This window comes from Lachnotalea sp. AF33-28 (assembly GCF_003477885.1).
GTDB lineage: Bacteria > Bacillota > Clostridia > Lachnospirales > Lachnospiraceae > AF33-28.
This window is the reverse complement of the sequence record NZ_QUEE01000003.1, coordinates 317395-332700: the sequence shown is the minus strand read 5'-3', so window position 1 is coordinate 332700 and position 15306 is coordinate 317395. Positions and strand designations below refer to the sequence as shown.

Here is a 15306-nt window from a genome sequence, read left to right as displayed (position 1 = left end):
TATGAGTTATATACCACAGGGAATAATTGTAGCCATGACCACGCCGATGACGGCAGATGAAAAGCTCTGCGAACAAGAGCTTAGAAACCAGGTCAGGAGGTATATAAATACCGGGATACATGGACTGTTCTGCCTGGGGACCAACGGAGAATTTTATGCTTTAAGCTGTGAAGAGAAGCTGAGGGTGATGGAGGTCGTGCTGGAGGAGAACAGGGGACGGCTGCCTGTATGTGTGGGGACGGGATGCGTGACCACAAAGGATACGGTTTTTCTATCGCAGAAAGCCCAGGAACTGGGGGCTGATGCTGTATCCGTGGTTACGCCTTATTTCGGAGAGGTGAGCCAGAAAAAGCTGGTGGAGCATTATAAGGCTGTGGCTAAGAGCATCGATATCGGAGTTATTCTTTATAACATACCTGCCAGGACAGGCTGCAGCATATCCCGTCAGACACTGGAGACTCTGGCAGGGGTGGACAACATCATAGGAATCAAGGATTCAAGCGGAAATTTTGACAATACCCTGCAGTATCTGGAAGCTACCGGCAGAGAATTTCCGGTGCTGTCCGGCAATGATTCGCTGATCCTGTCCACGCTGACGGCGGGCGGAGCCGGCGGCATTGCGGGCACCGCAAACCTGTTCCCCAATAAACTGGCGTCCATCTATGACAGCTGGAAGGCAGGCGATCTTAAACAGGCGGTGCTGATTCAGGACGGGATCCGGGCTATCCGGGACTGCATGAAGCTGGGCAATCCAAATACGGTGATTAAACGGGCGCAGAATCTGCTGGGATGGCCGGTAGGACCGGTAAGAAGCCCTTTTGGAGGGGATTATGAGGCTTGGGACGGACGCATAGCGGATGTACTGGATCAATACTATAAAGACTGGAATTAGATGTCCGTTATAAAAATGCGGATACAAAGCGGAGGTGGACTATGTCAGCGATACTGGAGATGCCGAAAAAGGTTGTGGAAGGACTTGGCACGGTCAATGTGCTGCCGGAGCTTTTATTGGAGAACGGCATAAGGAGCGCCGGAGTGATCTCTGATCCGGCGGTGATACATCTGGACTGTGTGGAGAAGGTGCTGGCACGGATAGAAGAAAGCGGCTGCAGCGTAAGGATTTATGACCGGATCTATGGGGAGCCGGATTTCGAATCCATAAACAGGCTCTGCGGCAGCGAAGCGCTGAGAGGATGCGGCGCGGTGCTGGCATTCGGGGGCGGCAGCGTGATCGATACGGCAAAGCTTTACTGCGCGATTGCGGTGAATCCGGAGTTTGCGCGCAGCCCGGAGAATCCCGCGCTGATAGAGAAGAAAGGCCTGCCGCTGTTCGCTGTTCCCACAACGGCGGGAACAGGGGCGGAGGCCACGCCCAATGCCATCCTGTATCACAGGCAGAAGAAACAGAAGATGGGCATCGTAAGCCGTAAGATGATCGCTGATACGGTGATTCTGGACGGAGAGATGACCGCCGGCCTGCCGAAGGCGCTGGCTGCAAGCACCGGCTTTGATGCGCTTTCCCATGCCATGGAGAGCTTTGTCAGCAAAAAGGCGAATCCGTATTCCGATATGTTTGCGCTGGAAGCCATGCGCCTGATCTTTAAGAGCCTGGTTCCGGCCTGCAGGGATAATCTTGCGGATGCCCGGCAGGATATGCTGCTGGCGTCGTTTTATGCCGGCGTATGTCTGGTGACGGCTTCCACGCATGTTGTACATGCCATGGCCTATCCGCTGGCCGAGGAGTATCATGTGCCCCACGGTAAGGGGATCGCTGCGCTGCTCGTTCCGGGTATGGAGGAAATAAGAAAAAGCGCCGGAGAGAGGATGGAGCACATCGCAAGCCACTGTCTGATAAAGGAAAACGGAGCCTGCCCAAAAGACGGAGCCGGACGCCTCATAACGGCGATGCGGGATATACAGCAGGAGTTGGGCATGGACTGCGGCCTGGCGCAGTTTGGTGTGAAAGCGGAGGATTGCGGACGGATGGCAGAGAAGGCGCTGGAAAACCGGAGGCTGTTTGACAACTGTCCGGCGGATTTATGCCTTGCGGATGTGGAGAGGATTTATAGAGGGATGCTTTCCTAGTTAGACGGCGGGAGGAAGGAAGATGGGTGAAGAACTGATACGGTGCCATAACAGACAGAAGGCGGATATACGCTTTCAGGACGGGGGGCTGCCCCATGTGCCGGGTGTGAAAAATATTCAGGTGGTCAGGGCCTGCAGAGAATCCGATGAGGAGGTATACCGGTGGACTTATAACCACGCCCCGATGCTGGCTTACTGGCGGAGACGTTTCTTTCTGGAGTATCTCTCGGATCCGGTAAGCGAGCATGTGCCACCCTCCAGGACTCTGCTCGTGACCTCACATGACGGCATTGGCTGGGGAAAACCGGAGGTGGTATTTCCTCCCCTTCGCGTTCCGTTTGATCCTTACTGTGGGCCCGGAAGAGACCGGGTTGAAGAAAAATATAAAGGGAAAGCCTGGGACTGCGTCATGCACCAGCGCATGGGATTTTATGTATCCGGTGAGGACCGGCTGCTGGTCCTTGGCTTTTACGGGTTTTCTTCGGATCCGGACACCGCTCCCAACAACGGATACGGGCTGGGACGGGTGGTCCGGGAGATCTATGAGGATGGGAGTTTTTCCCCGGTCTGCTTTCTGCGCAGAAATGACAGGAGCGGGTACGGAGGATATGAAGGAGCGGTATTTCCTGATTACCGGATGAGCAAAGATGCGGGATTTCGCAGAGCCTGTGAAGAGCTGCTGGATAACCGGCTGATCCGTCAGCAGTGGTGGGAGGAAGAACGGCTGGACGAGGAATTTTTTGGAAGCAGGGGAGGAAAGGCTATATCCTCTTACAGCCTGCCTGACGGCCGGGTGATGGCGGTTTTTAAAGAATCCATGGCCTGTCTGACCGATCAAAACGGAAACGAATGGTCACAGCTTGTGCGTTGTCCCACCCTGGAAACCTCCACGGGCAAGGTGTGGGGGCAGCGGACGGAGGACGGCCGTTATGCGCTGTTTTATAATCCGAGTACGGACGGAGCCCACCGCTGGCCTCTGGCCGTGATCACCGGAGAGAATGGCATGGATTTTGACGGCCTGATGGCCGTCACGCCGGAGGTTTCTCCCTGCCGCTATGAGGGTCTGCTTAAGAATCTGGGGCCACAGTATGTGCGCGGCATATGTGAGTGGAATCCGAATCCGGAAGATAAAGGGATATGGCTGACCTACAGCGTCAATAAGGAGGATATCTGGGTCTGCCGGGTCCCTGTGCCCGTATCCGGTTCCCTGCCGAAAGATGTGGAGGAAATCCTGACGCCGGAAGCAGCAAATCAATGGAATCTGTACAGCCCGGTCTGGGCAAAAGCTGTATGTGTCCCGCATCCGGAGGATGGACGCCCCTGCATCCGCATGGAGGATTTTGATCCTTACGACAGGAGCAGGGCGATGCGTATTTTTCAGGCGGGGCAGCGCATCGGCATCTCGGCGTGCGTACGGGTGGACAGCGCAACAGAAGAAGCCGGGCTGGTGTTAGAGCTGCAGAATGACAGCGGCGCGGCGCCGGTGCGGGTGCGGTTTGGAGGTGACGGCTTTATCTATGTGCGCTCCGGGGGCCGTGAGGATAAATTCAGCGGTTACACGGCCGGGGTGTGGATAGAATTGAACCTTTTCGCCGATTGTGTGGAAAACCGGTTTGAATTTTCTGTCGGCAAAGCGCAGCCGGAGCGCCGGGAGTGTTTTCGCTTCAGCCAGTCCGTCGGCAGCATTTCGCGTGCACTGTTTACTACAAAGGCGGCGCTTTACCGCAACAGTCTGGAGGACAGCGGCAGGTATAAAACACTGGGAGATCTGCCGGTAGATGTGCGCCGGGAAAAGGGAGCTGTATGCTGGATCCACCGCTTTCGGGCGGTGAGCCGGGAGAAGCGGAGCGATTGAGCACACTGCGAGTGACGGAGGAAGAGACGGTGAAAAATGCGGGAAAGAAAACAGAGGGCGGCAGATGGTTTTGCGAACAGATGGCTCATCCGCCCGCTTCCTGCCGCTCTCTGCCGTTCTGGTCGTGGAACGGCAGGATGGAGGAAGAAGAAGTCCGCCGACAAGTGAACCTGCTTTATCAGGGCGGTGTCGGCGGATTTTTTATGCATGCCCGGGAAGGGCTGGAGATAGAGTATATGGGAGAGAGGTGGATGAGCTGTATTCTGGCTGCGGTGCAGGAAGCAAAACGTCTGGGCTTGGAGGCATGGCTGTATGATGAAGACCGCTGGCCCTCCGGCGGCGCTGCGGGCAGGGTCTGCGCCCAGGGACAGGATGCTTACCGGTGCAAGGGGCTGACGATGGAGGTCTGCGGCCAAAAGCCGGATGCGCAGGACAGAAAATGTGGACCGGAAGGAAGGCTTTTGGCTGCCTATGCTGCCTCCGTCAGCGATGACTCCCCTATGGAGCTGAACAGTTACCGAAGGATCCCTGTCATAAACGGAAAGCCTGCCGACATTCCAGCGGGAGTGGAGGGAACACTGTTACTGCTGCGGGAGGAGGTCAGCGCGCCCCATGAATGGTTCCATGGGGAAGCGCCGCCGGACTTCTTGAATCCGGATGCGGTGGACTGCTTCATCAGGGAGACCCATGAACGGTATAAGACGCTTCTGGGGGATGAATTCGGCGGTGCGGTGAAGGGGATTTTTACGGATGAGCCAAGTCTTGCGGACCGGAGGGCTGCTTTTTCACCGGTAAGAGGATGGATGCCCTGGACTTGGGGAATGGAGCGGGAGTTTGCGGACGAATTTGGCTATGACCTGCTGGATGCCGCTCCCGGACTGTATTTTCGGGTGGAGGGGTACAGGAAGGTGAGGCATGATTATTGGAAACTGATCAGCATGCGCTTTTCACGGACCTATTCCGGCCGGATCGGCGCATGGTGCGAAGAAAACGGGATTTCCTATACCGGCCATTTCCTGCAGGAGAATAAGCTGGGCCTTTGTACCCGGGTCAACGGAGCTGTGATGCCCCATTACCGCTGGCAGCAGGTGCCGGGCATCGACTGGCTGGGAGAACAGGCGGAGGAATATGTGACCGTGAAACAATGCGCCGGCGTGGCTGCGCAGATGGGCAGGAAAACTGTGCTGACGGAGACATATGCCGGCACCGGATGGGAATTCACGATGGAGGGGCAGAAGTGGGTCGGGGATTTTCAGTTTGTGCTGGGAGCCAACCGGAGGTGTCAGCATCTGGCTTTTTATTCATTAAAAGGGATGCGCAAACGGGATTACCCGCCCAGCTTTCATTATAATAATACCTGGTGGGAGAGAAATCGGGCGGTGGAGGACTATTTCGCCAGGCTGAGCTTCTGTCTGACGCTGGGAGAAGCGGTGAGGGATCTGCTGGTGCTGCATCCGGCCTCCACCGCCTGGAGCATGCTTGGCACGAGTCCTTACGGAAATCCGGTGAGAAGGAATGAGCGGGATGTGCCGGCCGTGGATGCTCTCGGTGATGCATTTAATGACCTTTTAAAAACGCTGTGCGGCCGGCATTATGATTTCGACCTGGGGGATGAGCTGATCCTCAAGGATCTGGCCGCCGTCAGCAAAGCGCGCCTTCAGGTGGGGAGGTGCCGCTACCGCGCAGTGCTTGTTCCGCCGATGGATACAATGCTGGAAAGCACGTGGGAGCTTCTGGAACAATATGAAAGGGCCGGAGGCGCGCTGATATTTATGGAGCCCGTCCCCTTCCTGTCGGAAGGCAGGCCTGCGGGCGGCAGCTTTCGGCTTTTGACTGACGGCCGCAGCGTAAAAAGTGTAGAGAAAGCGCTGATATTGCTGGAGCGGCTCTGCCCGAGGAGGATCTCCGTTACAGGCACGGACGGAAAGGAAGCGGAGCAAGTGCTGTATCAGCTGCGCCGCATAGAGGACGGCTGGATTCTTTTTTTGGCAGACAGCCGGCAGCCGGAGCCTTCTAAGAAACGCATGGAGAGATCACGGAATGCTGAATGCCAGCAGGAGGAAACTCTATATCGGCCAGAGCGGCTCTGCGTTTGCCTGCCTGGAATCACGGGTGTAGCGGAGCGATGGGATCTGGTTGAAGGCGCGCCTGTTTGTGTGCAAGAGGTTCAGACGGAAGGCGGGAGCCTGAAAATGGGTTTAAATCTGGGACCGGCGGACAGCGCGCTGTTTTTGATCCACGAACAAAAAGCTGCAAAAGTGGCCGGGTGTTTGGGGAAAACCTCTGCGGATCTCGCCCGAACTGTGCATAAGTTTCCGGAGATTTGTCCCATAGAAGCGGACGCCCCCGGCCTGCTGGTCCTGAACCGCTGCATTTACCGCGTGGAGCAGGATGCATGGTCGGAAGAGACAGAGGTGTGGAGAGCGCAGAAGGAGATACGGGAGAGGCTAGGGATGAGGCCGACGGATCAGAACGGAATTGAGCAGCGCTACCGCTGGGCGGGCCTGCCCCACATGAATGATGGGACGCCGGTGGAACTGGAGTTTTGCTTTGAGATTGAAGAGGTGCCAAAGAAAGCGTTTCTGGTGCTGGAGGATCCGGAGATTTTTGAGATATTCTGCAACGGCGTCCGGGTACTGACGGAGCCGGAAGGCTTCTTTTTGGACCGGGCATTTGTAAAGATACCGCTTTTGGATCTGAAAGAGGGGGATAACAGGCTGCGTCTGACCTGCTGCTATACAAACGGTACGGAACTGGAAGACTGCTATCTCCTGGGGGATTTCGGCGTGAACGAAAGACGGCATCTGACCAAGATGCCAAAAAGCCTGCAGCCCGGAGACTGGACGAAGCAGGGACTTCCCCATTACTGCGGCAGCATATCCTACTGTTACCATTTTGAGTATCATGATGCCGTTTCCGAAAGGCGGCTGTTTTTCCGTATCGGAGATTTTGCGGGGGCCTGTGCGGCTGTGACCGTAAACGGCAGGCTTCATGAGGTGCCCTGGAGGTCCGCCGGATATTTTGAGGTGACGGATGAACTGGCGGAAGGGGAGAACCTGATCAAGGTCAGAATCTACGGAACCCCGCGGAATATGCTGGGCCCCTTCAGTGAATATGAAAAGGGTGCGAAACCTGTGGGCTGCGGTGCGTTTCATCCGGCCGCCGGTAAGAAACCGGATGAAACAGGGTCGTCCCGCGGCAAAGGGGGCGGTAGGACGGGGCAGTATCAGCTGGAACCCTATGGCCTTATAACCCCCTGCTGTCTGGAAGCTTTATCACTTCTCTGAAAAATCTAAATCATATCTTGTTCCGTGCGAGAACAGGGTGCCGTCTGTGAGCTGGATGCATAGGATAACGGTGTTTTCATCGTCAAAATTATTGTGCCCGTTATCAATCCAGTCCTTAAACACATGCCGCAGCTTCACTGCGATATCCCTGTTTTCGCTTTTGCCAAACCAGCCGAGATTCATTCCTTTTCCATGAGCGCTGAACCAGTCTCCCGAAACCGCTGTGTTAGGGTTAGCCTCAATCTGCTTCATCTTAGCAGATTTCGCATATGTGATCACATAAAATTTACCGTCTTCGTAGTAGCTGTTTACCGTTCTTACACTGGGGATGCCATCAGTCACAGTGGCTAAGGCGATTAAAGTATCACGGCCGAAGCGTTCCTTTAGTAGTTCCTGCGCTTTTTCCGGTATAGATCCGTTCATATGTGTTCTCCTCTTAAACTGTCACCAACCGAAGGTTGATGACCAGCGCACACTTCAGTGTGCTTCCTCTTAAACTGTCACCAACCGGAGGTTGATGACCTACGCACACTTCAGTGTGCTTCCTCTTAAGTTACAGTCATATCGTTTCAGTAACACCCTGGCGTGCCTGGCTATTCTGTAAGCATTTGACCGCAATGATGCCGGCGATCAACAGGATCGGGAAGATGATTGTGGACAGGATACCGGCCTTCAGGTTATCGGAAAATAGGGCGGAGAGCTGACCCACCACGGCCGGCCCGCCGGCACAGCCCACATCTCCGGCCAGCGCCAGGAGTGCGAACATGGCTGTGCCGCCTCCCGGGATGCGTTTGACCGCGAGGCTGAAGGTGGAAGGCCACAGTGAGCCCACTGAAAAACCGCACAGCGCGCAGCCGAGCAGCCCGATGACCGGAGACGGGGAGAAGGAGATCATCAGATAGCTGGCCACACAGAGAATGCCGCTGGCAAACATGATCCTCTCAAGGTCGAAGCGGTCGCTGTATTTTGCCGCTAAAATCCTTGCTATGCCCATCAGCAGGGCAAAAGCGCAGGGGCCAGCCAGATCCCCTATATTCTTGCTCACATGCAGGGCTGATTCCGCAAAGGCGGATGCCCACTGACTCACTGCCTGTTCGCTGGCGCCCGCGCAGATCATGAGGATCACGATGATCCAGAACATCTTCATGCCTGCCAGATCCCGTATTCTGGCTCCGCCACCTTCCTCTGTGAGAGTGCGTATCGGCACCAGCATGAAATAGACCGCATTGAGCAGAGGAAGGACAGCCCATATGATGGCCAGAAACTGCCAGTTCCCGATCCCTGCAGCCGCAAAAAATACGGTGGAAAGGATCACCACGCCCATGTGGCCCCAGCAGTAAAAAGAGTGCAGCAGGCTCATGGCCGCTTCCTTGCGGTCCGTCGGACAGGCTTCAACAATGGGACTGATCAGTACCTCGATCAACCCGCCTCCGATAGCGTATAGGACTACAGCCGCCAGAAGACCGGCGAAGCTGTTGGAAAGGATCTGCGGCAGCACAGCCATTGCGATCAGCCCGGCGCCTGCGCACAGGTGGGCCGCTACGATGCACGTCCGATAGCCGATTTTGTCCACAAATTTCGCTGACAGAAAATCTACAATCAGCTGTATGCCGAAATTTAACGACACCAGCAGGGAAATCTTCCCCAGCGATACCCCGTAGCTTTTCTGGAATGTCAGAAACAGCAGGGGGGCGAAGTTGTTCACGATGGCCTGGGTGATGTATCCCAGATAGCACGCATTTAACGTGTGTTTGAAATTATGTCTGATCTTCATTGTTTTACCCGCCTTATTACACATATGCTTCCTATTATAAAGAATTCGGGTGGGCTGTCAATCCAAAATAAAAGATTAAGGGGCGATTTCCAGAGCAACCTCCATCATGTCCCGGAAGGAGGTCTGGCGTTCGTTTGCCGAAAGGGATTCTCCGGTAAAAATATGGTCGGAAACGGTCACGAGGCAGAGCGCCTTTTTGCCGCAGCGGGCCGCGTTCATATAGAGCCCTGCCGCCTCCATCTCCACAGCAAGGCAGCCCATTTTCTTCCAGGCTTCATTGACATTGAAATTGTCATTATAGAACACGTCAGAAGATACCAGATTGCCCACTTTATACGATATCCCCCTGCTCTCGGCTGCATGGACCGCACTGCGCAGCAGGCCGAAATCCGCCACCGGCGCAAAGGCGCCTGGCAGGCCAAACTGGGAAGCGTAGTTGCTGTCGGTGCACGCGCCCATTCCCATAACAAGGTCATGCACCCTTACATCGTCGGACAGCCCTCCTGCGGAACCGATGCGGATAATCTGTTCCACGCCATAAAAATGAAACAGTTCGTAGGAGTAAATACCGATGGACGGGATGCCCATGCCGCCTCCCATGACCGAAACTTTTTTCCCGTTATAGGTTCCTGTAAAACCGAGCATATTGCGCACAGTATTGAAACAGGTCACGTCCTGCAGATAATTCTCTGCCACAAATTTCGCGCGCAGCGGGTCGCCGGGCATTAAAACGGTTTGTGCGATATCTCCATTTTTGGCCTCGTTGTGTGGTGTAGGTGTTGCTGTCATAGTGATCCTCCTTCCTGTCACCAACCGTTAGGTTGATGACCTGCGCACGCCTCTGCGTGCTGCCTCTTTTTCTGTCACCAACTAAGGGCTGATGATTTACGTACACATCCGTGTGCTTTCTGTTTTTGCTGATTCAATCAACACTGCTTTCATTATAAAGGAAAGCGTAGCGGAAAGAAAGGCAGTCTGCGTAAATTATAAGTGTGAAAATTTTATAAATCCCTTGAAATTGCGCTATACTTCCGATATACTGGTAATACTGGTTAAATGGTTATTTTCGGATAAATTCTTAAGGTTGGTCGAACGAATGTATAAATTGCTCAAAAAAGACGGCCGCGCGAAACGCGCCGAATTTCATACGGTTCATGGTGTGATACAGACGCCTGTGTTCATGAATGTGGGCACGGTGGCCGCCATTAAGGGCGCTGTCTCCACAGCGGATCTGGAAGAGATCGGCACACAGGTGGAACTGTCCAATACGTATCATCTCCATGTGCGCCCCGGCGATCACATCGTGAGGCAGCTGGGCGGCCTTCATAAATTCATGTCCTGGGACAGGCCCATATTGACGGATTCCGGAGGCTTTCAGGTGTTTTCCCTGGCAGGCTTAAGGAAGATTAAAGAGGAAGGCGTTACCTTCCAATCCCATATCGACGGACATAAGATATTCATGGGGCCGGAGGAGAGCATGCAGATACAGTCGAATCTCGCATCCACCATCGCCATGGCATTTGATGAATGTGCTCCCCATCCCTGCACCAGAGAATATATGCAGAATTCTGTAGAACGGACCACCCGGTGGCTGCTCCGCTGCAAGGCGGAGATGGACAGGCTGAACAGTCTGCCCGATACCATTAACAGGCAGCAGATGCTGTTCGGCATCAATCAGGGTGGCACGTTTGAAGACATCCGTATTTGGCATGCGAAGGAGATCTCGCAGCTTAAGCTGGACGGATATGCGGTGGGCGGTCTGGCTGTAGGGGAATCCCATGAAGAGATGTATCACATACTGGATGTCACGGTTCCGTTCCTGCCGGAGGACAAGCCCACTTATCTGATGGGAGTAGGAACTCCTGCCAATATATTGGAAGCCGTGGACCGCGGCGTGGATTTCTTTGACTGCGTGTATCCCACCAGAAACGGCCGTCACGGCCATGTCTACACCAATTACGGTAAGCTGAATCTGTTTAATGCCAAGTATGAGCTGGATGACCGCCCCATTGAGGAAGGGTGCCAGTGCCCGACCTGCCGCAGATACAGCAGGGCTTATATCCGCCACCTGCTAAAGGCGAAGGAGATGCTGGGAATGCGTCTGTGTGTGCTGCATAACCTGTATTTCTACAATCACCTGATGGAAGAGATCAGAGGTGCCATTGATGCAGGCTGTTACGGTGAATTCAAGCAGCAGAAGCTGGCAGGATTTGCGATGGGCGGACAGAAATAACGGAAACATACCGGCGGTAAATAAGCAAACCGCGGGATGAAAAACCTGATGCGAAAACAGCAGATATGGTTTGTATATAACAATGATTTTAGGAGGATTTTAAAATGAATTTTATTGCATTGACAGGCACTGAAGGTGCAGCTTCAGGCGGTATGGGAATCGGTTTCTGGGTGATCTACATTGTAGCGATCATCGCACTTATGTACTTCATCGCCATCCGCCCCCAGAAGAAGCAGCAGAAGAAACAGCAGTCATTGGTGAACAGTCTGGAAATCGGAGACAGCGTGCTGACTACCAGCGGTTTTTACGGAGTGGTGATCGATATCACAGAGGACACCGTGATCGTAGAATTCGGCAATAATAAAAACTGCCGTATCCCCATGCAGAAATCCGCAATTACGGATGTGGAGAAGGCAAACGCCGAGTAATTAAAATGACAAAATGAAGACAGCTCCCTGCCGGCGGGAAGAGAAGGATGTAATCAATGTTCATCTGCTGGATAAGGGGCTGTTTTTTGATATGCGCAGAAAATTTACAGTCCCGCATACATCCGCCTGTTTCGGTGCGAACCTGAAGTGAACATGAATTTCCTGGGAGGTTCGCACCTGAAAAAGACGGAAATAAGTGCTTTTCGGTGATGCGAAATGGACGAAATATGGGAAAATGCAGAAATAATTGTGCAATATGATTGAAATTGTGGTAAGATGGTTCTATGAAATATGGTTATATTTGCGGTCGCCGTCCCTGCGACGGCGTGGATTGAAATCGTTAATTAATTCCAGATCTGTAGTATTTAGAAGTCGCCGTCCCTGCGACGGCGTGGATTGAAATGCAAATAGTTGATGGGCAACCGGCCGCGACGGGGTCGCCGTCCCTGCGACGGCGTGGATTGAAATCTCCTCCGGCAGGCGTTCCAGCCAGTAGGCCGTTGGTCGCCGTCCTTGCGACGGCGTGGATTGAAATATCGGTTCCGTAGAACTCCAGGTCATGCTGCGCAAGTCGTCGTCCCCGCGACGGCGCTGATCGAAGTGGTAGCTGAGTGGAATAATTTTGAAAAGAATCTGTTAAATAGGAAAAGGCGTGGGGAGAATACTTTACGCCTTTTCTTTTGGTATCTTTACCAGTAGTAATGAATGAAACACTTGGTAATAATACAGTATTTTCAGATATAGGCAGAAAAAATGGAATATCCTTCAGTACTAATCGGATATACGACAGGGGACAGGGCACCAAAGTAGATGTGATGTTTGATCGTGATACAGTATGGCTGACGACAGCACAAATGACGTATATTTTTCAAAGGGTCAGGAGCGTAATATTGGAATATATAAAAAATAGCAAATTTTCGTGTTTTTCTAAACCTGCTCCATGTAAACGAATAGAGAGTGGAAAGCCTGATAGATGGAGCAGGTGTGGGACTTTTTAACTTGTTCTTTTGAAAATTTTGCATTTTGGATTTATTAATCTCCGCCCAAGATCCCGCCCGGATTATATAGTGGACCTTAACAAGCTATATAGAGGGTTGACGAGAAATCTTTAGATAAAAGTAGAAATCCTTTCAAATAAAATTACATGCTCATATGTATGTTGTAACAAATGATAATAGAATTGTTGGAACTAGCTCAATTAGTAGTTTTTGGGGCAGTGAAACAGAAAGTATTTTGCTTACAATTTTTGTTTTGCCAGAGTATCATGGAAAAGGTATAGGTACTTTAATTATAAAAACCTTAGAACAAGATGAGCTTTTTTTAAGAGCAAATCGCATAGGAATACCATCATCTAAAACGGCATGTGAATTTTATGTAAAAATGGGCTACCATTATAAAAATGGAGAGAAAATACTTGACGAAGAGGGACATTATAGAATGGAAAAGTTCCGTTAGTATACAATGAGCATAGCATTCACGAGGTAGGGATAATCGCAGTAAGCATAGGAAGAAGGTGCCCTCTTCCGAAAAATAACTCGTTAGAAAGTATTCTCAAAACCTAATTGTTTTTGACAGGTGGTTATGCACGAGGGTATCCCAGATGATAAACTATGCGGTGGCAAAAGGTGCTGCCAAAACATATGAAGAAGCTAATTTAACTATTTTGGGGAAATATTTAATGCCTAATTGCTTGTCAGATTTAGGAGAATGTGGCATGTATGACTTTTGTAAATTGGTGAAACAAGCTAATGGAGTTCCCGTCTTAGCGCATCCGGGATATTTAAATAGACAAAATCCGGATAGATTTGTTGCTATGCCCATACAGTATAATAAAGACAAATCGGAAAAGCCCCGTAAAATCAAGGCTTAACAGTCGTAAGGAACTATAAGTCTTGTGGTTCGGGCAGAGAACGGTGTGACCGTGAAGGTCACGCCGTTTTTCTGCGTCCAAGGGTAGATTCTGCAATCATGGGTTCTGCCAGTACGGGGATTTCCACCTCGTCTACGAAGTTGAAGATGATCTCCACCTGCTGTCTGCGCTTGCCGCCAGACTTGTCCGGTGCGTGGATGATGATCTTCTTAATGTACTCGTTGACAATCGTCTGCGTCAGCTCTGTGACATCCACATACTTTTTCGTCAGCGCAATGAAAGCGTCCAGATCGTTGCCCATTGTTTGACGCTGCTCGACCCATTCCTCTGTTGTTTCAATTTCGAGCTTTAACCGTTCCTGTTCTGTCTCATAATCAGCAGTCATTTTCTTGTACTTCTCTTTGCTGATCTCACCGAGAGCGTAGTCCTCATAGAGCCGGGACATGACCACATCAAGATTAGCAAGGCGTTTTCTTGCCTGCTCCACGCGCTTCTGATCTTCCCGAATGTCCCGTTCCTGATCGGCGCGACGGTAATGCAGCCATTCCTCCTGAAAGCCATCCACGTCGCCGCGAATGTACTCGTTGACCGCCTGAATCCGTTCCAGCACCAATTCCCGCAGTACATCCTCGCGGATATAATGTGCTGAATAATCACCGCGCCCACTCTTGTATTTGGAACAGACGTAGTGATCCTGCTTGCCCTCAAAGCTCTTGCAGGTGGCAAAGTGGAGCTTGCCACCGCAATCTGCACAATACAGCAGCCCGGAGAACAGCCCCTGCCGTTCCGCTTTTGCAAGGCGGCGCTTGTTTTTGCGCAGCTCCTGTACTCTGTCCCATTGTGCCTGAGAAACGATTGCCTCCTGTGTATCCGGTACGATGAACATATCCTTCGGATCATTGGGAATCCGCTTTTTCAGCTTGTAGGACTTGGAGTAGGTCTTGAAATTACAGGTGCAGCCGGTGTATTCCTGCCGTTCCAGAATCCCGACGATGGATTGATCCTTCCATCGTCGGGATTCTGGAACGGCTTTCCCTTGCGGCTGGCATACAGCGCTTTGGTCGTGAGAACCTGATCCCGTTCAAGAATCCGGGAAATCTGCTCCGGGCCTTTGCCGTCGATGCAGAGGTCAAAGATGCGCTTGACAACCGGCGCGGCTTCCTCGTCCAGAATCCACTTATCCTTGTCGTTCGGGTCGCAGCGGTAGCCGTAGGGCGGCTTGCCGAGATGCTTGCCGCTGGTGCCGCGCTGATGCAGGCTGATACGGACTTTCTTGGAGGTATCGCGCGGATACCACTCGTTGAACAGGTTACGGATCGCGGCAAAGCCCTCTCCGTCCCCGCGCTGGCTGTCCACGCCGTCATTGACGGCAATGAACCGCACATCGTAGCTGGGAAAGATGATGTCGGTGTACTGGCCTACGGTCAGATAGTCACGGCCAAAGCGGGACAGGTCTTTGCAAAGCCAGCAGCCTACCAATCCCTGCTTTACCAGTTCAAAGCCCTCCTGTACGCCGGGGCGCTGAAAGTTCGTGCCGGTATAACCGTCGTCCACCAGAATTTTCAGGTTTGTGTAGCCATGATCCTGTGCGTATTTGGTTAAAAGCTCGCGTTGATTCTGTATCGAATTCGACTCGCCCTCCAATTTATCCTCATTGCTGAGGCGGCAGTAGAGTATCGTAATTTTTTGCTGATCCGTCATAACGTCCTCCTTCACGTTCGGGTCAGCCGACAGAATCGGTGTGCTTATATTTATAGTACCATAGTTTTGTGTC

General features: G+C 52.5%; 13 protein-coding genes. 8 read left to right on the top strand and 5 right to left on the bottom strand.

Annotation, left to right across the window (positions count from 1 at the left end; genetic code table 11):
* The first annotated feature begins 1 nt into the window (after position 1).
* Genes dapA through DWZ56_RS06085 form a run of 4 tightly spaced genes read left to right on the top strand, consistent with a single transcriptional unit; the run spans position 2 to position 7227 of the window.
* Positions 2-892, top strand: a complete 891-nt coding sequence (dapA, locus tag DWZ56_RS06100) for a 4-hydroxy-tetrahydrodipicolinate synthase (RefSeq protein WP_118555496.1) — start codon at positions 2-4, stop codon at positions 890-892.
* 41 nt (positions 893-933) lie between these two features.
* Positions 934-2085, top strand: coding sequence for an iron-containing alcohol dehydrogenase (locus DWZ56_RS06095; protein WP_118555495.1), 1152 nt, complete (start codon positions 934-936; stop codon positions 2083-2085).
* 22 nt (positions 2086-2107) lie between these two features.
* Positions 2108-3940 carry a six-hairpin glycosidase gene (locus tag DWZ56_RS06090; RefSeq protein WP_118555494.1) on the top strand — a complete coding sequence of 611 codons (1833 nt, stop codon included), beginning with the start codon at positions 2108-2110 and terminating at the stop codon, positions 3938-3940.
* Positions 3889-7227 carry a glycosyl hydrolase gene (locus DWZ56_RS06085; RefSeq protein ID WP_118555493.1) on the top strand — a complete coding sequence of 1113 codons (3339 nt, stop codon included), beginning with the start codon at positions 3889-3891 and terminating at the stop codon, positions 7225-7227. Before DWZ56_RS06090 ends, DWZ56_RS06085 begins: the two co-directional genes overlap by 52 nt.
* On the opposite strand, the gene DWZ56_RS06080 is transcribed toward DWZ56_RS06085, so the two are convergent.
* From DWZ56_RS06080 to deoD, 3 genes are all read right to left on the bottom strand, one after another.
* Positions 7216-7650 carry a pyridoxamine 5'-phosphate oxidase family protein gene (locus DWZ56_RS06080; protein WP_118555492.1) on the bottom strand — a complete coding sequence of 145 codons (435 nt, stop codon included), beginning with the start codon at positions 7648-7650 and terminating at the stop codon, positions 7216-7218. The two genes, DWZ56_RS06085 and DWZ56_RS06080, sit on opposite strands and share 12 nt — an antisense overlap.
* A 136-nt stretch (positions 7651-7786) precedes the next feature.
* Positions 7787-9001, bottom strand: a complete 1215-nt coding sequence (locus tag DWZ56_RS06075) for an MFS transporter (RefSeq protein WP_118555491.1) — start codon at positions 8999-9001, stop codon at positions 7787-7789.
* A gap of 75 nt (positions 9002-9076) precedes the next feature.
* The gene (deoD, locus tag DWZ56_RS06070; RefSeq protein WP_118555490.1) at positions 9077-9790 is read right to left on the bottom strand and encodes a purine-nucleoside phosphorylase; all 714 of its coding nucleotides are present in this window, start codon (positions 9788-9790) and stop codon (positions 9077-9079) included.
* Positions 9791-10097: 307 nt separating this feature from the next.
* Here deoD and tgt point away from each other — a divergent pair, with 307 nt between their 5' ends.
* The 4 genes from tgt (at position 10098) to DWZ56_RS22610 (ending at position 13532) form a co-directional block, all read left to right on the top strand.
* On the top strand, positions 10098-11234 hold the full coding sequence (gene tgt, locus DWZ56_RS06065) for a tRNA guanosine(34) transglycosylase Tgt (protein ID WP_118555593.1): 1137 nt from the start codon (positions 10098-10100) through the stop codon (positions 11232-11234).
* 104 nt (positions 11235-11338) lie between these two features.
* Positions 11339-11662 (top strand): preprotein translocase subunit YajC, encoded by a 324-nt coding sequence (gene yajC / locus DWZ56_RS06060; RefSeq protein ID WP_118555489.1) that lies wholly within the window; start codon positions 11339-11341, stop codon positions 11660-11662.
* Between the two features lie 1152 nt (positions 11663-12814).
* Entirely contained in the window at positions 12815-13117 is a 303-nt protein-coding gene (locus tag DWZ56_RS06055; RefSeq protein ID WP_118555488.1) for a GNAT family N-acetyltransferase, read from the top strand.
* A gap of 145 nt (positions 13118-13262) precedes the next feature.
* Positions 13263-13532 (top strand): hypothetical protein, encoded by a 270-nt coding sequence (locus tag DWZ56_RS22610; RefSeq protein WP_147369392.1) that lies wholly within the window; start codon positions 13263-13265, stop codon positions 13530-13532.
* 58 nt (positions 13533-13590) lie between these two features.
* Here DWZ56_RS22610 and DWZ56_RS23050 read toward each other — a convergent pair whose 3' ends face one another.
* Positions 13591-14514, bottom strand: a complete 924-nt coding sequence (locus DWZ56_RS23050; RefSeq protein ID WP_243095113.1) for a DUF4368 domain-containing protein — start codon at positions 14512-14514, stop codon at positions 13591-13593.
* Positions 14448-15233: a recombinase family protein gene (locus DWZ56_RS23045; RefSeq protein WP_243095098.1), complete on the bottom strand. Its 786-nt coding sequence runs from the start codon at positions 15231-15233 to the stop codon at positions 14448-14450. The genes DWZ56_RS23050 and DWZ56_RS23045 overlap by 67 nt, the downstream gene beginning before the upstream one ends.
* Between the last annotated feature and the right edge of the window lie 73 nt (positions 15234-15306).

Excerpts from the sequence above, each read along its gene's own strand:
- dapA (WP_118555496.1), top strand. The coding sequence starts at position 2 with ATGAGTTATATACCACAGGGAATAATTGTAGCCATGACCACGCCGATG.
- DWZ56_RS06095 (WP_118555495.1), top strand. The coding sequence starts at position 934 with ATGTCAGCGATACTGGAGATGCCGAAAAAGGTTGTGGAAGGACTTGGC.
- DWZ56_RS06090 (WP_118555494.1), top strand. The coding sequence starts at position 2,108 with ATGGGTGAAGAACTGATACGGTGCCATAACAGACAGAAGGCGGATATA.
- DWZ56_RS06085 (WP_118555493.1), top strand. The coding sequence starts at position 3,889 with ATGCTGGATCCACCGCTTTCGGGCGGTGAGCCGGGAGAAGCGGAGCGA.
- DWZ56_RS06080 (WP_118555492.1), bottom strand. The coding sequence starts at position 7,650 with ATGAACGGATCTATACCGGAAAAAGCGCAGGAACTACTAAAGGAACGC.
- DWZ56_RS06075 (WP_118555491.1), bottom strand. The coding sequence starts at position 9,001 with ATGAAGATCAGACATAATTTCAAACACACGTTAAATGCGTGCTATCTG.
- deoD (WP_118555490.1), bottom strand. The coding sequence starts at position 9,790 with ATGACAGCAACACCTACACCACACAACGAGGCCAAAAATGGAGATATC.
- tgt (WP_118555593.1), top strand. The coding sequence starts at position 10,098 with ATGTATAAATTGCTCAAAAAAGACGGCCGCGCGAAACGCGCCGAATTT.
- yajC (WP_118555489.1), top strand. The coding sequence starts at position 11,339 with ATGAATTTTATTGCATTGACAGGCACTGAAGGTGCAGCTTCAGGCGGT.
- DWZ56_RS06055 (WP_118555488.1), top strand. The coding sequence starts at position 12,815 with ATGTATGTTGTAACAAATGATAATAGAATTGTTGGAACTAGCTCAATT.
- DWZ56_RS22610 (WP_147369392.1), top strand. The coding sequence starts at position 13,263 with ATGATAAACTATGCGGTGGCAAAAGGTGCTGCCAAAACATATGAAGAA.
- DWZ56_RS23045 (WP_243095098.1), bottom strand. The coding sequence starts at position 15,233 with ATGACGGATCAGCAAAAAATTACGATACTCTACTGCCGCCTCAGCAAT.